General features: G+C 70.7%; 19 protein-coding genes and 1 pseudogene. 11 read left to right on the forward strand and 9 right to left on the reverse strand.

The annotated features are described in order from the left end of the window. Positions 1-424, forward strand: a pseudogene (locus tag VFZ39_RS08770) (PKD domain containing protein); the annotation flags it as partial. A gap of 16 nt (positions 425-440) precedes the next feature. Here the strand turns inward: VFZ39_RS08770 and VFZ39_RS08775 are convergent. Both VFZ39_RS08775 and VFZ39_RS08780 read right to left on the reverse strand, forming a co-directional pair. Then, a complete protein-coding gene (locus VFZ39_RS08775; RefSeq protein ID WP_330865354.1) occupies positions 441-1220 on the reverse strand; it encodes an exodeoxyribonuclease III in 780 nt (259 codons plus the stop codon). Positions 1221-1229: 9 nt separating this feature from the next. Then, positions 1230-2804, reverse strand: coding sequence for a hypothetical protein (locus tag VFZ39_RS08780; protein ID WP_330865355.1), 1575 nt, complete (start codon positions 2802-2804; stop codon positions 1230-1232). A 72-nt stretch (positions 2805-2876) separates the two neighbouring features. Here VFZ39_RS08780 and ychF point away from each other — a divergent pair, with 72 nt between their 5' ends. Continuing rightward, complete coding sequence (gene ychF, locus VFZ39_RS08785; protein ID WP_330865356.1) at positions 2877-3953, forward strand: redox-regulated ATPase YchF; 1077 nt, start codon at positions 2877-2879, stop codon at positions 3951-3953. Between the two features lie 43 nt (positions 3954-3996). On the opposite strand, the gene VFZ39_RS08790 is transcribed toward ychF, so the two are convergent. Together VFZ39_RS08790 and VFZ39_RS08795 are read right to left on the reverse strand one after the other, a co-directional pair. Further along, positions 3997-4569, reverse strand: a complete 573-nt coding sequence (locus tag VFZ39_RS08790; protein WP_330865357.1) for a dihydrofolate reductase family protein — start codon at positions 4567-4569, stop codon at positions 3997-3999. 18 nt (positions 4570-4587) lie between these two features. Then, a complete protein-coding gene (locus VFZ39_RS08795) occupies positions 4588-5214 on the reverse strand; it encodes a dihydrofolate reductase family protein (RefSeq protein ID WP_330865358.1) in 627 nt (208 codons plus the stop codon). 197 nt (positions 5215-5411) lie between these two features. Here VFZ39_RS08795 and VFZ39_RS08800 point away from each other — a divergent pair, with 197 nt between their 5' ends. Then, on the forward strand, positions 5412-6497 hold the full coding sequence (locus tag VFZ39_RS08800; RefSeq protein ID WP_330865359.1) for a winged helix-turn-helix domain-containing protein: 1086 nt from the start codon (positions 5412-5414) through the stop codon (positions 6495-6497). A gap of 42 nt (positions 6498-6539) precedes the next feature. Here VFZ39_RS08800 and VFZ39_RS08805 read toward each other — a convergent pair whose 3' ends face one another. Continuing rightward, positions 6540-6881 (reverse strand): hypothetical protein, encoded by a 342-nt coding sequence (locus VFZ39_RS08805; protein ID WP_330865360.1) that lies wholly within the window; start codon positions 6879-6881, stop codon positions 6540-6542. Between the two features lie 147 nt (positions 6882-7028). Here VFZ39_RS08805 and VFZ39_RS08810 point away from each other — a divergent pair, with 147 nt between their 5' ends. Next, the gene (locus tag VFZ39_RS08810) at positions 7029-9545 is read left to right on the forward strand and encodes an FAD-dependent oxidoreductase (RefSeq protein WP_330865361.1); all 2517 of its coding nucleotides are present in this window, start codon (positions 7029-7031) and stop codon (positions 9543-9545) included. A 25-nt stretch (positions 9546-9570) separates the two neighbouring features. On the opposite strand, the gene VFZ39_RS08815 is transcribed toward VFZ39_RS08810, so the two are convergent. The 3 genes from VFZ39_RS08815 to VFZ39_RS08825 form a co-directional block, all read right to left on the reverse strand. Then, positions 9571-9903, reverse strand: coding sequence for an HNH endonuclease signature motif containing protein (locus VFZ39_RS08815; RefSeq protein ID WP_330865362.1), 333 nt, complete (start codon positions 9901-9903; stop codon positions 9571-9573). Between the two features lie 105 nt (positions 9904-10008). Beyond that, the gene (locus VFZ39_RS08820; RefSeq protein WP_330865363.1) at positions 10009-10392 is read right to left on the reverse strand and encodes a VOC family protein; all 384 of its coding nucleotides are present in this window, start codon (positions 10390-10392) and stop codon (positions 10009-10011) included. A gap of 25 nt (positions 10393-10417) precedes the next feature. Then, on the reverse strand, positions 10418-10744 hold the full coding sequence (locus VFZ39_RS08825; protein WP_330865364.1) for a multidrug efflux SMR transporter: 327 nt from the start codon (positions 10742-10744) through the stop codon (positions 10418-10420). A 68-nt stretch (positions 10745-10812) separates the two neighbouring features. Here VFZ39_RS08825 and VFZ39_RS08830 point away from each other — a divergent pair, with 68 nt between their 5' ends. The 3 genes from VFZ39_RS08830 to VFZ39_RS08840 all read left to right on the forward strand — a co-directional run bounded on the left by VFZ39_RS08830 (position 10813) and on the right by VFZ39_RS08840 (position 13085). Then, positions 10813-11385, forward strand: coding sequence for a TetR/AcrR family transcriptional regulator (locus VFZ39_RS08830; RefSeq protein ID WP_330865365.1), 573 nt, complete (start codon positions 10813-10815; stop codon positions 11383-11385). Positions 11386-11395: 10 nt separating this feature from the next. Then, positions 11396-12196, forward strand: coding sequence for a thioesterase family protein (locus VFZ39_RS08835; RefSeq protein WP_330865366.1), 801 nt, complete (start codon positions 11396-11398; stop codon positions 12194-12196). Between the two features lie 88 nt (positions 12197-12284). Beyond that, complete coding sequence (locus tag VFZ39_RS08840; RefSeq protein WP_330865367.1) at positions 12285-13085, forward strand: type II CAAX endopeptidase family protein; 801 nt, start codon at positions 12285-12287, stop codon at positions 13083-13085. Between the two features lie 4 nt (positions 13086-13089). Here the strand turns inward: VFZ39_RS08840 and VFZ39_RS08845 are convergent, their stop codons facing one another. After that, the gene (locus VFZ39_RS08845) at positions 13090-14166 is read right to left on the reverse strand and encodes a hypothetical protein (RefSeq protein ID WP_330865368.1); all 1077 of its coding nucleotides are present in this window, start codon (positions 14164-14166) and stop codon (positions 13090-13092) included. A 50-nt stretch (positions 14167-14216) separates the two neighbouring features. Here VFZ39_RS08845 and VFZ39_RS08850 point away from each other — a divergent pair, with 50 nt between their 5' ends. From VFZ39_RS08850 to VFZ39_RS08865, 4 genes are all read left to right on the forward strand, one after another. Then, positions 14217-14612: a (deoxy)nucleoside triphosphate pyrophosphohydrolase gene (locus VFZ39_RS08850; protein ID WP_330865369.1), complete on the forward strand. Its 396-nt coding sequence runs from the start codon at positions 14217-14219 to the stop codon at positions 14610-14612. Positions 14613-14678: 66 nt separating this feature from the next. Further along, positions 14679-15587 (forward strand): N-acetyl-1-D-myo-inositol-2-amino-2-deoxy-alpha-D-glucopyranoside deacetylase, encoded by a 909-nt coding sequence (gene mshB / locus VFZ39_RS08855; RefSeq protein WP_330865370.1) that lies wholly within the window; start codon positions 14679-14681, stop codon positions 15585-15587. Continuing rightward, positions 15584-15946: a hypothetical protein gene (locus VFZ39_RS08860; RefSeq protein ID WP_330865371.1), complete on the forward strand. Its 363-nt coding sequence runs from the start codon at positions 15584-15586 to the stop codon at positions 15944-15946. Before mshB ends, VFZ39_RS08860 begins: the two co-directional genes overlap by 4 nt. A 10-nt stretch (positions 15947-15956) precedes the next feature. Then, a complete protein-coding gene (locus tag VFZ39_RS08865) occupies positions 15957-17684 on the forward strand; it encodes a VanW family protein (protein ID WP_330865372.1) in 1728 nt (575 codons plus the stop codon). Positions 17685-17770: the final 86 nt, after the last annotated feature.

The following is a 17770-nucleotide window of genomic DNA, read 5'->3' on the forward strand; positions in this document are numbered from 1 at the left end:
CTTCTCGGTGGCGGCGACCGGCCAGATCTCGCGGAGCGGCGACCGGTTCCGAACCGTCTGCGACGCGGTCGGCAGGTTCGCCATGAACAACGACAACGCGCCGCAGTGGATCAACTACACCGGCGGTGACAGCGTCTGGGCAGTCTCCGACACCGGCGAGGCCGTGTACGCGCAGGGTCACTTCCAGTGGCTGGACAACCCGTTCGGGTGGGCCAGCCGCGACGGTGGCGGCGCCGCCCGGCGACTCGGCATCGGCGCCATCGACCCGCAGACCGGACTCGCGCTGCCGTGGGCGCCGGCGAAGCGGGCCCAGATCGGCGGACGGTCGCTGGTGGCCACCGGCGCCGGGCTCTGGGTGGGCAGCGACAGCGCGGGCTTCAACGGCGAGCCGCGGCGCGGGATCGCGTTCGCGCCGCTTCCCTGAGAATCCCTCCAAGCGGTCAGTCCTCGAGGTCGACGACGACGGGAGCGTGGTCAGAGGCACCCGCGCCCGCTCGCTCGTCGCGGTCGATGAAGGCGCCGGTGACGCGTTCGGCGAAGCCGGGTGAACCGAGCACGAAGTCGATCCGCATCCCGCGGTTCCGCTCGAAGCGCTGCCGGTAGTAGTCCCAGTAGGTGTAGACGTCCGGCCCCGGCGCGTGCGGGCGGACGACATCGACGTACCCGTCCTCGAGGAAGCCTGCGAACGCGGCGCGCTCGCGTGGCGTGACGTGGGTGGACGTGGCGAACGCCGTGATGTCGAAGACGTCGTCGTCCTGCGGCGCGATGTTCCAGTCGCCCACCAGGGCGGTGGGCGAGGCCGACCACCCGCGAGCGGCGTCGCGTAGCCTCGCGAGCCAGTCGAGCTTGTAGACGTAGTGCGGGTCGTCGGGTTTGCGGCCGTTCGGCACGTACAGCGACCACACCCGGACGCCGGCGCAGGTCGCGCCGAGCGCCCTCGCCTCGGCGGCCACGGGATCACCCCACGTCGGCATCCCCGGGAATCCGATCTCCACGTCCTCCAGCCCGACCCGGCTGACGACAGCGACCCCGTTCCACTGGTTGTAGCCGGCCGCCGCGACGTCGTACCCCATGCCCTGCAGCCCCAGGAGCGGGAGCTGGTCCTCACGGGCCTTGGTCTCCTGGAGCGCCAGGACATCGATGTCGTGGCGTTGGAGGAAGGCCTCGACCCGGTCGATCCGAGACCGGAGGGAGTTGACGTTCCACGTGGCGAGGCGCACAGGCAGACCCTAGTGACCCGCCTCCTGGGCCCGCCTCGCGGTGACGTGGTCCTGCTTGATCGCCGCCACGATCTCGGGGTCGAGGTCGTTGCGGACGTAGGTCCGCCACTCCGGGTTGCCGCCCAGCCGCGGGCCGCCGCTCACCTTCGTGTACGAGCTCAGCAACGGCAACAGGAAGTCGTGGGGGTTGCGGATATGGATGAACACGACGTCCGGGCGTTCGTCGATGAGCCAGTGGACGTACCCGTCCACGCCTCCGGGCCACTCGGCCGCGACGTAGTCGAGCATCCCGTGGCCGAACAGCACGAACCGGCTGATGCTGGTGCTGTGTGAGAGCACCATCGGCGGCGTCGCCTCGTAGGTGAACACGGTGGCGTCGTCCGGCAGGTGGCTGAAGACGGCCAGGGTCAGTGCCCTCTGGTACTCGAGGTCGTCCGAGCGCCGGTCGGTCGTGTGCACGAACGTCAGCACGGTGCACGCCGCCACCCAGAGCGCCACCGTCCCGATCAGGAGCCTGCGTGGAAGGGGTGTGCCGGCGCGGCGGACCAGATGGGCCAGGATCCCGATGCTCCCGCCGAGGCCGAGCGCCGCGAGCGGGTACGCGGGCAGCCCGTCCGGCCCACGGTTGAACGCGACGCCGCACCACGCGACAAAGGCCGCGGTCGCCATGCCGAGCGTCATCACGTTCGACGACCGGCGCGGCTCGCTGCGATAGGTGAACATCGCGGCGACCCCGAGACCGATCGACAGCGCACACCCGACCAGGACCGGCCACAGCGTCCAACCGAGCCCGCTCTGCAGGTACGACAGGACGAGCCTGGGCCTGGAGAACGCGCCGGTCTGCTCGGTGTAGGTGGCGTTGACCGTCCAGAAGCCCTCGACGAAGGCGTCCAACGCTCCCACAGCCCAGAAGCCAGCCACGATCACCCCGAGCGTGACGAGGCCCCCGACTGCGAACGTCGACAGGTCGCGCGCTCGGTGCCGCATGCTCGCGGGCTGGGTCAGCGCGCGCACTGCCGCCGCGGGTGCCAGGCAGAACAAGACCGGTTGCCAGGTGAGGGTCGCCAAGGCAGTGACGACGCCGGCACCGAGCCATCGTCGCCGCGTGAGGAGGAGCAGGGCGATGACCTGGGCGAGCATCACGGGCAGCTTCGCCTCGGGGCCGTTGGTGGCACCGATGGCCACGACGTGGACGCTGAGCAGGGCCGCCCCGGCGGTCACTCCGGCGAGCCGGGATCCGAACACGTCGCGTCCGATCAGGTACACGAGGGCAGGAGCGGCCGACATGAGCGCGAGGTACAGGACCTTCACCCCCACCACGTCACCGGCGCCGAGGAGGCGGCCGAGCTCGACGCCGAGCGCCGGCAGCAGGTGGGAGATCGGCCCGGCCCGGTTCAGCACGCCGACGTACGGCGGGTCACCGCCGGCGACCTGTTGGCCGGCGTACAGGTAGAGGCCGGCGTCACGCGGGAGAGGAGCGTCGAGACCCCGAGCGCCCCAGATGACCAGGGCGCCCACCACGAACGCCCACGGAAGCGGGTCGAGTCGTCGCCACCACGGTGGCGCGTCGCCCTTCACCCTCACGGGCGGAAGGGTCGCACACGCGACCAGCGGTGATTGGTTCCTCGCTCCTCGGCGCGCCTAGACTGCCCGCCCGTGGCCCTCACCATCGGCATCGTCGGCCTTCCCAACGCCGGGAAGTCCACCCTCTTCAACGCGCTGACCAAGAACGACGTGCTCGCGGCGAACTACCCGTTCGCGACGATCGAGCCGAACGTCGGCGTGGTCGGGGTCCCCGACGACCGGCTGCAGAAGCTGGCGGAGATCTTCGGTTCGGCGCGGGTGCTGCCGGCCACGGTGGAGTTCGTGGACATCGCCGGGATCGTCCGCGGCGCCAGCGAGGGGGAGGGGCTCGGGAACAAGTTCCTCTCCCACATCCGGGAGTCCGCCGCGATCTGCCAGGTGACGCGGGTGTTCCGCGACGAGGACGTCACCCACGTCGACGGCAAGGTCGACCCCGCCAGCGACATCTCCACGATCCAGACCGAGCTGATCCTCGCCGACCTCCAGACGGTCGAGAAGGCCATCCCGCGGCTGGAGAAGGAGGCCAAGGGCAAGAAGGAGCTCGGCCCGGCCGTGGCCGCGGCCAAGGAGGCGCTCGAGGCCCTGTCCGCCGGCACGCCGATCATCCAGACCACCATCGACCGAGCCGCGTTGCGTGAGCTGATGCTCCTGACGGCCAAGCCGTATCTCTACGTCTTCAACTGCGACGCCGACGAGCTCGCAGACGAGGAGCTCAAGCAGCGGATGCGCGACCTGGTGGCCCCCGCGGAGGCGATCTTCCTCGATGCCAAGTTCGAGGCCGAGCTGGTCGAGCTCGACGACGACGCGGAGGCCCGCGAGATGCTCGCCGAGATGGGTGTCGACGAGCCCGGGCTGGACCAGCTCGCGCGGGTCGGGTTCGACACCCTCGGCCTCCAGACCTACCTCACGGCCGGTCCCAAGGAGGCCCGCGCCTGGACGATCCGGCAGGGTGCCACCGCCCCGGAGGCCGCCGGCGTCATCCACACCGACTTCCAGAAGGGCTTCATCAAGGCCGAGATCGTCTCGTTCGACGACCTCGTGGCGGCCGGCTCGATGCTGAAGGCCAAGGAGGCCGGCAAGGTGCGGATGGAGGGCAAGGACTACGTCATGCAGGACGGTGACGTGGTGGAGTTCCGCTTCAACGTGTGAGGCGCTGACGCGAGTCCGCGCCGGCGCCGGCGGTTCGCCTTGGTCAATGGCGGGTGGGCCGGTAGGTGAGTTCTTGGGTGTGGCGATCGAGGGTGCGGGTCTCGAGCAGCTCGAGGTCGTAGTCCTCCCCGCCGGCGAAGATGGGGTCGACTCCCGACGTGCCGGTGATGGCGGGGAAGATCGTCACCTGGAGGCAGTCGACCAGACCCGCGGCCATCAGTGCCCGGTTCAGCGACAAGCTGCCGTGCGAGCGCAGCGGCACGTCGGACTCCTCCTTGAGCTGGGCGACGATGTCGGCGGGGTCGCCGCGCATGACGGTCGCGTGGGGCCAGTCAAGCGGCTCGCGCAGCGTGTTCGACACCACGACGGCGGGAAGGTCGCGCATGCGGGTGACCCACGGGTCGAGCGACTCGATCTGGTCGCCCGCGGCGAGCATCTCGGCATGTGCTCTGTAGGTGGTCGCCCCGAAGACCATCCGCAGGTCCCGGTTGTACAGGGCGAGGCGATGGTCGAGGAGCTCGGGGCCCTGCTTGCCCCAGTAGCCGCCCCAGTCGCCGGTGTTGACGCCGTAACCATCGATGGTGGAGAAGACGTCCCAGGTGTAGGTGCCGCTCATGATGGTCTCCTCGGACGGTCACTTGCTGGGGTCGGATGCGTATTGGGGACGTCCGGCCGGCCGGTAGGTCTGCAGGATGATGCCTTTCGGAAACGCGCGTGTCTCGACCAGGTCGAGCGCCAGGTCCGGTCCGCTGTCGGGGAACAGTCGCTCACCCTGCCCGACGATCACTGGAGCGACGAGCAGGGTGAGCTCGTCGACGAGGTCGTTCGCGAGCAGCCAGTGCGCCAGCTTGCCGCTGCCGTGCACTTGTAGCTCGCCTCCTGGCTGGGCCTTGAGTTCGCGGACCGCGCTCACGAGATCGCCGGAGAGCACGGTCGTGTTGGTCCACGTCGGGTCGGTGAGGGTGGTGGACGCCACGTACTTCGGTCGCGTGTTCAGGGCGGCGGAGATCGGGTTGTCCCCCTGGTCGGATCCCCAGGTGCCGGTTCCCCAGGACCAGAGGAACATGTCGTAGGTGCGACGGCCGAACAGGAACGCGTCGGCTCGTTGGTAGTAGTCGCCGACGTACGTCAATGACTCGTCGTCGAACAGGGGCCTTGCCCACCCGCCGCGTTCCATTCCCGGATCGAAGTCGGGGTGGCGTCCGCCGTTGGACTGGTAGACGCCGTCGACGGAGACCTGGATGTTGACCTTCAGTTCCATGGGGTGATTCCTCTCGACTCGTGAGTCCTCACGCGGGGTCATGAGTGTCACCCTTGGCCTCGCGGCTCAGTGCTGCAATACATTCGATTCACTTCGAATCACGAGTGACGTCATGCCCCACGGAGGAGCATGGCGGCGGCCACGCCAGTTTGTCTGACTCGGCGTCGCCGCCCACCTGCGAGCGAGGGACGTTGCCGATGGCGATCCGCATCCAGACCGACGCGGGGGCTTTGGCGCGGTCGCGCTTCGCCACCTCACCGGCCTTCGACATCGTCGCCACACTCCGCGGTCGGCAGAGCTCGGGGCTGCGGCACGCGCGGCACTGGTACGGCCGTGCGCACGCCCGGCTCGACGTCGGGACGATGGGTCTGTTGCACGCCCTGGTGCCGGCTGACCACCCGTACGTTCCGGACTTCCTCACCCCCCAACCCGGACAGCCGCGTGAGACCCGGGACCGGATGGTCGCCGCCGTCGCCGCTACTCCGATCGATGACGTGGCGAGCCAGCTGGACCATCTGTTCGACGACCGCCCTGTGCACGAACGGTTCGCCGAATCCCTGGGAGGCGAAGCGACGTACCGCCGGTGGCGTCGGCGACCGCCTCCCCACGTGCAGGAACTGCTGGATGCCGGAGAGGAGGTGGTGGCCGCGGAGGCTGCTGCGGCGATGGGCAGGTTCTTCGACGCGGCGCTCGCCGAGGACTGGCCCACGATCACCGCGGTTCTCGATGCCGACGTCGCCTACCGGTCGGAGGTGACTGCCAGCCAGGGGATCGCAGCCATGCTCGACACGTTCGGCTCAGACCTGCGCTGGGACGGTGACAGCGTCTCCTACCCCTCGCGCTTCGACGTCACCGTCGACTGGGCCGGCGATGGGCTCGTGTTCGTCCCCTGCGCCGCGCATGTCGAGCCGATCCTGTTCCGGATCGACCGGCCGCACAGCCCGCTGGTGATGTACGCCGCCCGCGGAACTGCCGCCCTGTGGAACCCCACGCCACTCCACGCCCACGGAGAGCAGCTCCGCGAGCTCCTCGGCGCTACCCGCCTCAACATCCTCAGACACGCCGGCACCCCCCATACGACCGTGGCCCTCGCCGAGGAGGACGGCCACGCGTCCGCCACGATCTCCTACCACCTCGGTGTGCTCCGGCGAGCAGGCCTGGTCACCAGCCAGCGCAGCGGACACGGCGTCCTCTACCGACGCACCGCCCTCGGCGACGCCTTGCTCGCCGGAGAGCTGCCCGCAACAACTGCTGACCCCGGCCTGCCAAGACAGCACCTCTGACCGGAGACAACGACGTACCCGAGGAGCAGGCACGCGGCCCGGTCAACAGCCGAAACCCGCGTGATCGTTCCGCTCCAACGTGTGAGGGGCTGACGCCAGTCCGCGCCGGGCGGGCTGACTGCGCAAGTACCAGTGCAGGTACCAGTAGAGCATCAGCGCCGAGCTGACCACGTAGAACGTGTGCAGCAACCAGATCGGCCCGGGCGGCAGGTCGAAGACGTAGATGCTGTGCACCGCGTTGCCGAGGTTGGCCAGGACGATGTTGCTGAGGCTGTACGACGACAGCTCGCGGGTGCGCAGCGCCTTGTGAAGCATCGGCAGCACACTGCCGGCGAACACGGCCGTGGAGACCATGCCTGCGAGCACCGGCAACGTCAGTTCCATGCGTCGACGGTAGGAGGCTCGACACGTCGGGAGCATCGGCGAAACGACGCATTCGCGTCCTGACGCAGCATGGGCCAGACCACCCATCCGACAGGTTCGTCCGCCAGACTGATTGAACAGCCATTCAACCAGTGGCAGGCTGCCTCCATGTCACTCGACGCTGCCGCCATCAACTCCTCGGCTGCCCGGGTCGAGGCTGCCTCTCACTCTTCCGGGGACCTGCCGAGCCGGGCCCAGTACGTCGTCGTCGGGGGCGGCGTGATCGGGACCTCGATCGCCTACCACCTCGCGCTCCTGGGTGCGACCGACGTCGTGCTGCTCGAGCGCAAGCGGCTCACGTCCGGCACCACCTGGCACGCGGCGGGGGAGGTCGTGTCGGGTGGTGCGACCGAGGATGCGCTGTGGATGGCGCGCTACTCCGCCGAGCTGTACGCCAGGCTGGAGGACGAGACCGGGCTGTCCACGGGGTTCCGTCAGTGCGGCTACCTCCAGCTCGCCACGACGGCACGAGCCGACGAGAGCCTGCGCCGCGAGACGGCGTACATGCGCTCGGTGGGGATGACCAAGGAGGTGCTGTCGCCGGGCGAGGTGGCCGACCTGGTGCCGCTGCTCCGGACCGACGACGTGATCCACGGCTTCTGGACGCCGGACGAGGGCCGGGCCAACCCGGTCGACGTGACCATGTCGCTCGCCAAAGGCGCCCGCCAACGCGGCGTCAGGATCTTCGAGGAGACCGAGGTCGCCGACTTCCTGATCGAGTGCGGCAGGGTCGTCGGCGTCCGCACCGAGCGCGGCGACGTCGAGTGCGAGAAGGTCGTCATCGCCGCCGGGCTCTGGGGTCGCGAGCTGGCGGCCAAGGCAGGGGTCACCGTGCCACTGCAGGCGGCCGAGCACTACTACCTGCTCACCGAGCCGATCGACGGCGTCACCCCCGAGTCCGTGCCGGTGATCGAGGAGACCGAGGCGTACGGGTACTACCGCGAGGAGGGCGGGGGGCTGCTGGTCGGGATGTTCGAGCCGGTCGGGCGTGCCTGGGCGCTGGACGGTACGCCGCGGGACAGTGCGTTCGCGGTGCTGCCGCCCGACTGGGACCGGCTGGCGCCGTTCCTCGAGGTCGCGATGCGCCGCTTCCCAGCGCTCGAGGACGCCGGCATCCGGACCCTCTTCTGCGGACCCGAGAGCTTCACCGACGACCTCTCGCCGATGCTGGGGGAGTCGCCGGAGGTGGACAACCTCTACCTCGCGTGCGGGCTCAACTCGGTCGGGATCCTCTCCGGCGGCGGGCTCGGCCACATGATGGCCCAGTGGTTGATCGAGGAGCACCCGCCGCTCGACGTCACCGCGGTCGGGGTCGACCGGGCCCATGAGTTCCAGGCGACCCGGCTGTTCCGGCAGGAGCGGACGGTGGAGCGGCTGGGGTTCCTGCTCAACGACATGTCGTGGCCCAACGCCCAGCCGCGCCGCGGCCGCAACGTCCGCCGGTCGCCGTACCACCCCACGCACGTGGCCGACGGCGCCCACCTCGTCGCGACCAGCGGTTGGGAGTATCCCGACTACTTCGCCGGCCCGGGCGTCACGCCGACCGTCGAGTGGGGCTTTGCCCGCGGCGAGGCCTTCGAGCGCACCCGTGAGGAGCACCTCCACGCCCGCGAGAGCTTCGCGATCTTCGACCTGTCGCTCATGTCGCACCACCTCGTGCAGGGGCCGGACTCGATGACGGTGCTCAACCGGGTCTGCGCGAACGACGTCGACACGGCGGTCGGCCGGGTGGTCTACACCCAGTGGCTCGACGCCCGCGGTGGGATCATCGCCGACGTCACCGTCACCAGGCTGGCGGACGACACCTACACGGTGATCAGCGGCGACAACATCCACCGCCGGGTGCCGGCCTGGATCCGACGACAGACACGCGACGGGGAGCAGGCGACCGTGACCGACGTGACCGGCGGCCATGCGCTGCTGTCGGTGCAGGGCCCTCGGTCACGCGAGCTGCTGCAGAAGCTGAGCCCGAACGACTGGTCCGACGCCGCGTTCCCCTACCTCACGGCGCAGCGGGTCGAGCTCGGCTACACCCCGCTGTGGGCGCTCCGGGTGACGTACGTCGGTGAGCTCGGCTGGGACCTGCTGGTGCCCACCGAGTTCGGCGCCACCCTGTACGAACAGCTGCGCGACGCAGGCTCCGACCTCGGGTTCCGACCGACCGGGCTCGGGGCCCTGGAGACGATGCGGCTGGAGAAGGCCTTCCGTGACATGGGCCACGACATCGACTCGACCGACACCCCGCTGGAGGCGGGCCTCGGGTTCGCGGTCGCCTGGGACAAGCCTGGTGGGTTCATCGGTCGTGACTCGCTCATGGCGCGCCGCGAGTCCGGCCCGCTGACCCAGCGGTTGGTCAACGTGCTGCTCACCTCTCCCGATCACGACCTGTTCGGGGACGAGCCGGTGTACTGGGACGGGAAGCCGGTCGGGCACGTCCGCAGCGGTGGCTTCGGCCACTCGCTCGGTGCGGCGTGCGGGATCGCCGGGATCGGCTGTGATGAAGGCATCACCGCCGCCGCTCTGGCCGCGGGCTCGTTCGAGATCGACGTCGCGGGAACTCGCGTGCCCGCTCAGGTGTCGCTGAAGCCGTTCTTCGACCCGAGCCGGTCCCGCATCCTCTGCTAGCGCCGGCGTGCTGGCATGCGGTGACTCAGCCGAGGCCGCGGGCGATCTCGACCTGCCGGAGCAGGATCGTCCCCTCGTCGAGCTCCTTGCGCCGCAGCCACGTCGTGAGCTCGGTGTTGCACTTGCTCGCGTTGCACGACCGGCACGCCGGCACCACGTTCGCGAGCGTGTAGCGGCCCCCGCGCGAGATCGGGAGCAGGCAGTCCTTCTGGAGCGGCCCAGAAGCGCCGCAGTACGCGCAGCCGCCCCACGCCTCCTGGAGCGCGGCCCACTGGGCGTCGGTCAGGTCGTGGTCGACCTTCGCCATCCGGCGTCGGCGACGCCGGGCGTACGTCGTCGCTCGGGTTCGTGAGGCCACGCATGTCAGCGTAGGACGAGTCCGCCGTCGGTTCGGGGAGGCTGCCCGGAGGTTGAGGTGCGAGGGCCGCCAAGTCCCGAGCCACGAAACCACCGGGCCGGAAGATCAAGCCACGCAAAACTCGTTCCCCTCCGGATCGAGCATGACGACGTGACCGAAGTCGTCCCCGTAGCGCTCCTCCCGCACCCGGGTAGCGCCCGCCGAGACCAGCGCAGCGACCCGCTCGCGGACCAACCGCTCCCGCTCGACCGGGTCCCAGGGCGGCTCGCCCAGCACCCGGATGTCGATGTGCATGCGGTTCTTGGCGGTCTTGCGCTCCGGGACCCGCAGGAAGCCGATCGCCGGTCCCACACCGTCGGGGTCCACGATCGAGGCTCCGTCGGGGTCGTCGTACTCGTCCTCGGGCACGTAGCCGAGCGCCGTGGCCCAGAACGCGGCGAGCCGCTCCGGGTCGTTCGCGTCGCAGCCGAGGGTCCAGTGGATGGCCATCTCGGCAGCCTAGTTGCGGTAGGCCTCAGTGCGCGCCGGCGAGGTTGAGGCCGACGACGCCGGCGACGATCAAGCCGAGGGACACCGCCTTCAGCCAGCCCATCTGCTCGCCGAGGAACGCGAAGCCGATCAGCGCCACGATCGCGGTGCCCAGGCCGGACCACACGGCGTAGGCAACGGAGACCGGCAGCGTGCGGACGACGATGGCGAGCAGCCAGATCGAGGCGCCGTACCCGCAGAGCACAGCCACGGACCACCCTGGAACGGTGAAGCCCTCGGTGCGGGGGAGCGAAGCGGTGGCCGCGACCTCGATCCCGATCGCGGCGAGCAGCAGGACGATCGCGGTGCTCATGACTTCCTTCTCGGTACCGTGTAGCGAGTGCTACAAGAGTCGACTGTAGCACTCGCTACGCTAGCCAGGTGAACCGTCGCGAGGAGCTCCTCCAGGCCGCCACCGACCAGGTGCTCGAGACAGGCCTGATCGGGCTGACGCTGCGCCCGTTGGCCGCGGCGATCGGCACCAGCGACCGGATGCTCATCTACCACTTCGGCAACCGGGACGCGCTCGTCTCGGCGGTCGTGGCGAACGCGACTCGTCGGGGCGCCGACATCCTGGCTGGTCTTCCGCCGGCGCCGACCGTGCGCGCGGCGGTGAACCGGCTGTGGAGGGCCTACCAGACCGAGCCGCTGCGCTCCCTGCTCAACCTCTACTGCCAGGCTGCTGCGAGCGGCCTGATCGGCGAGGAGCCCTACCTGTCCGACGCACGCGCCAGCAACGCGGCATGGGCCGCGGTGCTGCGGGACTACCTGGTCCGCAGCGGCGCACCGCCGCGACGCGTGGCGCGGATCGTGACGTTGGTCGACTCGGCGCTCTACGGGTTCCACCTCGACCTCACCACCGATCAGCCCGACGAGCTCCAGCGTGGTGTCGACGACCTCGCGGTGGCGGCGCAGGCATTGGCGGGCAAGCGGGCGGCTGGGACGGCTCCGTAGGGTGGCCGCCGTGACGGAGTACGACACGCACATCGCCGTTCGACCCGACGTCGACGGATTCGCAACCGACCTGGTGGACGGCTGGCGCGTCGGAGGTGGCATCAACGGCGGCTACCAGCTGGCCGTCGTGGGCAACGCGCTCGGCCGCGTCGTCGCCGAGAAGCCGGATCCGATCTCGCTCAGTGCCTACTACCTGTCGGCCGCGGTTGCCGGGCCGGCGACGGTCCGGCCCCGCGTGGTCCGCGAGGGCGGCACGACCGCGACCCTGGCGGCCGACCTGTGGCAGGGCGACGACCACCGGCTGACCGCATTGGCGACGTACGGCGACCTGGCAGACCTGTCCGACGACGTCAGGACCACCGCGAGCCCACCCGACCTGCCGCCGCTGGAGGACTGCGTCCCCAACACGATGGCGCCGCGGGAGCTGCGCGAGGTTGCTCCGCTCCTGGACCGGTTCGACCTTCGGTTCGACCCCCGGCACGTCGGCTGGGCGCTGGGCCAGCCGAGCGGGAACGGCGAGCTCCAGGGCTGGTTCCGGCTGGTCGACGACCGTGAGCCCGATCCGATCAGCCTGCTGACCGTGGTCGACGCGCTGCCGCCGGTGACCTTCGACCTCGGGCTGATGGGGTGGGCGCCGACGGTCGAGCTGACCGTGCACGTGCGGGCGCGGCCCGAGCCGGGCTGGCTGCAGGTCCGCCACGCCACCCGCAACGTGGCCGGCGGCATGTTCGAGGAGGACTGCGAGGTCTGGGACTCCGTGGGTCGGCTGGTCGCGCAGAGCCGGCAGCTGGCGCGGCTCCCGCGCGACTGATCGTCCCGACGGGCCGGGACCTCCGGCCCTGTTTCGGCCTCGCTCTGGAGGAGAGCGTGGGGGTAGACGCTTTCGGAGTTGAGTTCCAGTGACCACCACGCAGCAGTCCGCCCACCGACCGGCAGTCGACCGCTTCGTCGACCGGCACCCGTTCGCCACCTTCGTGTTGCTGGCCTACGGCATCTCGTGGAGCCTGTGGGCGGCGGCGTACGCCGGAGCCGGCGACGTGCCGTTCTTCGCCGGCGTGCTCGGTCCGATGGTGGCCGCGATCTTCGTGCTCCGGAGGACCGGCGCGTCGCTCGGGGACTGGACCGCATCGCTGGTCCGGTGGCGGGTCGGAGCGCGCTGGTGGGTCTACGCGCTGGGCCTCCCGATCGGCCTGTACGCCGTCGTGTCGCTCGTGCTCCAGCTGCTCGGGCACCCGGTCGACTGGGGCCTCGCGATCGACCGGGCTCCGGCGTACGCCGCGACGTGGCTGTTCGTCCTCGTGCTCGGCGGTGCCCTCGAGGAGCCCGGCTGGCGCGGGTTCGGCCTGCCGCACCTGCTCGGGACCCGCAGCCCCCTGCGCGCCACCTTGATCATCGGTCTGGTCTGGGGTGTCTGGCACGTGCCGCTCTACGGCCCGCTCGGATTCGTGGTGCCCCTGGTGCTGGCGTTCTTCTACACGTACCTGTGGGCGAGGACGCGCAGCGCACTGCTCTGCGTCGTCCTGCACGCCAGCTTCACGCCGGCCCAGGACAACCTGGTGCTGATGGCGCGCGAGCGGGCGTACTCGCACGCCCTCGACGCTCCCGACATCGTGATCATCACCGTGTACGTCGCAGCCGCCGCGCTGCTCCTGTTGGTGACCAAGGGGCGGCTGGGCGTACCGGACACGCGCGGCCGCTAGGGCATCAGTCGAACCAGTTGCGCTTCATCGAGAAGAGCCAGCGGCGGCCCGGGTGCTCGGTGAGCGACCAGAGCCGGTCGGTCGAGGGCCAGTAGCTGATGTCCTCGGGCCCGACGGGGACGGCCAGGGGGCGCTTGGTGAGCGAACCGGGCTTGCCGACGAACACGGTTCCCGGCCAGTGGGTCCCGCGCGAGACGGTGATGTAGTAGCGACCCTTCGCCGTCACCGCACCCTGCATCTGGCGCACGCCGCGGTCGTCGAGCCAGGCCGGCTGCACCCGTTCGTCGTCGCCAGGCACGAGCAAGGAGGTGCCGCCGTCCAGCTCGAACCGGGCGAGCCGGGTCGACTCCTTGCCGCGCCCGTACTCCCCGGCCAGCAACGACGGCGGGGACGTCGCCCGGTCCAGGGACAGGAACGAGAAGCGGAGCCCGGGCCGCCCGGGCTCGGCGCGGGCCCGGTAGGCGAACCTCACGGGCAGCACGAACCGGTGGCCGTAGGAGGCCACCCGACCTTGCTCCACGCCGAAGCGGTCGGGCCACTCGTCGTCCCCCTCGACCCGCATCACGTCGTCCACGTGGCAGGTGTAGAAGCCCCGCGAGGTGGCCGCGACGTGCAGGTAGGGGCCGCGCCAGACGATGCCGCCCGCATGGATCCGCAGCGGCCGTAGCGCGAGCGCGCCGTCACGGTCGAGGTACGGCTCGACCAGCAGCACGTGCCGGTAGCGCAGGGTGTCGAGGTCGAGGAAGGTCACCCGCGAGCCGAACGACCCGGTTCCGAGGTCCTTGGCGTACCACGTCGCCACCAGCAGTCGGCGTCCGTCGTACTCCTCGGAGTCCGCGGCGTCGGCCGACGAGGAGATGCCCTGCGGCCACCACCGTTGGTCGTGGCAGTCGTAGTCGTTCCAGCGCCAGGCCTGGTCGACGGCGCGTCCGAGCAGCCGGGGGACGCTGGACGGCTGGGCGCGGTACTTCAGGTTGCCCAGCAGGCCCTTCAGTCCGGCAGGCCCGCCGAGGAGACCGCCGAGCGCCTCGATCTCGGACACGTTCTCCGAGGTCCGCGTCAGGTGCAGGCCGTGAACCACGTCGGCACGGTACCCCCGCCGAACCGAGTCGGGTCCGTAGAGTCGCCGCCATGTCGCAGCGGCAGCGGGTGGTCGGGGCCGCGATCGTCCAGGACGGACGGGTGCTCGCCGCCCGCCGTACGACGCCCGCGGCGGCGGCCGGCCGGTGGGAGTTCCCGGGTGGCAAGGTCGAGCCCGGTGAGCCGCCGGAGGCAGCGCTCGAGCGGGAGATCGCCGAGGAGCTCGGGTGCCGGATCTCAGTCGGCGCCTGGCTGCCGGGCGTGGTCGCGATCGGGGACCGGTACGAGCTCGTCGTGGCGACCTGCACCCTCCTCGAGGGCGAGCCCACCCCGGTCGAGCACGACGCGACGCGCTGGTTGGCGGCCGGGCAGCTCGAGGCCGTCGACTGGCTCGAGCCGGACCGGCCGTTCCTGCTGCCGCTCCTCGATCATCTCGGGGGAGGATGAGGCCCGGGCGCGTGGGGCGTCGGGCCCGACCGCGACGTCGTCACCGGTCTCCGCAAGACTGAGGGCATGCCCGAGACGTTCGCGCAGCGGCTGCTGCTGGTCCACGCCCATCCCGACGACGAGTGCATCAACAACGGCGCCACGATGGCGGCCTACGTCGCGGCGGGCCGGGGCGTCACGCTCGTCACCTGCACCGCAGGTGAGATGGGCGAGGTGCTGGTTCCTGACCTCTCCCACCTCGCGTACGAGCAGCAGGGGGGCCTCGGCGAGCATCGGCGGGGCGAGCTCGCCGAGGCGATGAAGATCCTCGGCGTCACCGACCAGCGCTGGCTCGGCGGCTTCGGGGCCTTCCACGACTCCGGGATGGCCTGGCACGAAGACGGCCACGCGATGGCGGCCGAGTTCGTACCCGACAACGCCTTCTGGAACGCCGACCTCGTCGAGGCCGCCGACCACCTGGTCCGGATCATCCGCGAGGTCCGGCCGCAGGTCCTGGTCACCTACGACCAGTTCGGCGGCTACGGCCACCCCGACCACATCCAGGCGCACCGGGTGGCGACGTACGCGGCCGACCTGGCGGGCGTGCCGTCGTACAAGCTCGACCTGGGTGAGCCGTGGACGATCGCCAAGATCTACTGGTCGGCGCTGTCGGAGACCAGGATGCGCGACAGCCTGCGCCGGCTGCGCGAGGCCGGTGACACCACCACGTTCGAGGGCATGGAGCCCGACGGCGACCTGCCGCCGTTCGTCACACCCGACCACCTGATCTCGACCCGCATCGACGGCTCCGAGTACGTCGCGCAGAAGATGCAGGCGCTGGCGGCCCATGCCAGCCAGGTCGAGCAGGACGGCCCGTTCTTCAGCGGCGGCGAGAGCGGCCAGGCGTTCTGGGGCGAGGAGGCCTACCGGATCGCGCGCGGCACCCCGGTACCCGGCGACGACGGCTACGAGACCGACCTGTTCGCCGGTCTGTGACCCTCCTGCTGCGACTCGCCACGGCGCTCGTGCTGCTCGCGGCCGGGCTCGCGACGGCGGTCGCCGCGGTCGCGGTACACGAGCTGTGGTGGGGGCTGCCGGTCGTCGCGCTGCTGGCCCTCGCAGCCCTCGCGGCCCTGGGCAGCGGCTGGTCGACCCGGCTTCCGGCGGCGGTGGGTTTCGCCGGCGGCGTTGCGTGGGCGGTCCCCGAGCGGCCCGAGGGCGACTACGCCATCGCCACCAGCGTGCGGGGCTACGGCCTGCTGCTGGTGGCGCTCCTGGTGCTGCTCGCGGCGCTGGCCACCCTGCCGCGGCCGCACCGTGGCGGCCTGCACGATCGCCCAGGTTCCCCCACCTAGGATGACGCGCGTGACAGACCCCGGACGCGAGAAGCCAGGTGGCCGCGTCGTCCTGCTCCTCCTGCTGGGGTTGGCGCTCCTCGTCGGTGCCGGCTACGCCGCGGCCTACGCCGCCGCGGGCGACAAGGTGCCGCGCGGCACCACGGTCGCCGGGGTCGAGGTGGGTGGCCTGACACCGGACGAGGCCGTGCAGACCCTCGAGGAGGGCCTCGCCGACCGCGTCGACCAACCGATCGACGTCGTGGTCGACGGCGAGACACTCTCGGTCGACCCGGCGGAGGCGGGCCTCAGAGTCGACTACGAGGCCTCGATCGAGGCTGCGGGTGGTGGCCGGTCGTGGCGTCCCGGCCGGCTCTGGGACTACTACACCGACGGCGACGACCTGCCGCCCGTCCTCGACGTCGACGAATCGGCCCTGGACACAGCGGTCGAGGAGCTCGCCTCCGACGCCGGGACCCCTGCCCGCAACGGCCAGGTCCGGTTCCGCGACGGCCGGGTGGACGTCACCGAGCCCCGCACGGGACAGGCGGTGGACGTCGACGCTGCGCGGGAGGCGGTGACCTCGGCCTACCTCTCGGAGGGATCCCCGGCCGAGCTGACCCTGACCGCGTCGCAGCCCGAGATCGACCAGGCCGACGTGCAGCGGGCGGTCGAGGAGTTCGCGAATCCGGCCGTGTCCGGCCCGGTCACGCTGCTGTTCGGGGACTCGGAGGTCAGGCTGGCGCCGCGGGTGTATGCCGACGCACTGCGCCTGCGCCCGCAGGACGGCGAGCTCGTGCCCGGGCTCGATCGCAAGGCGCTGACCAAGCTGCTCGACTCCCGGATCAGCAGTGGTGACCCGGTCGACGCGACGGTGCGGGTCGTCGACGGCGCGCCGCGCGTGATCCCGGCGAAGCCGGGCGTGACGTACGACCCGGCCGAGGTGGAGCGGACCTTCCTGGACCTGGTCGTACGTCCGGAGGGCAAGCGTGAGGAGCGGGTCAAGGCGGTCGCGGCGCAGGCCGACTTCACCACGGCAGAGGCTCGCTCGCTGAAGATCAAGGAACAGGTCTCCACGTTCACGACGTACTACCCCCACGCCGAGTACCGCAACGTCAACATCGGCCGCGCGGCCGAGCTCGTCGACGGCACCATCCTCGAGCCTGGCGAGACGTTCTCGCTCAACGACGTGGTGGGCGAGCGCACCGTCGAGAACGGGTTCACCGAGGGCTACGTCATCTCCGACGGGATCCTCGTGCAGGACCTCGGCGGCGGCGTCTCGCAGATGGCGACGACCACGTTCAACGCGATGTTCTTCGCCGGTCTCGAGGACGTGGAGCACAAGCCGCACTCGTTCTACATCGACCGCTATCCCGTCGGCCGCGAGGCGACAGTGGCGTGGGGCTCGGTGGACCTGCGGTTCCGCAACGACACGCCGTACGGCGTGCTGATCACTGCCGGCGTCACGCCGAGCACGCCCAGCACCTCAGGCGTGGTGACGGTGAGCATGTGGTCCACGAAGTACTGGGACATCTCGACGTCGACATCCGAGCGCTACAACTTCACCTCGCCGGAGACCCGGCGGGTCGACACCGTCCGGTGTCACCCCAACGAGGGGTACGGCGGGTTCGACGTGGACGTGTTCCGCTACTTCCGCAAGCCGGGCTCCCCGGAGCTGGTGCGCACCGAGAAGTTCCACACCAGCTACATCCCCAGCGACACGGTGATCTGCACCAATCCCAACGCCACCGACGGCTGATCGCTCCGGCGAAGCCGGTGCGTCGTCGGTGGGCGAGCCGCGAGGGAGCGTGTCGATACCCGCGACTCACCCGAGCCGAACATCTC

This window comes from Nocardioides sp. (assembly GCF_036374615.1).
GTDB lineage: Bacteria > Actinomycetota > Actinomycetes > Propionibacteriales > Nocardioidaceae > Nocardioides.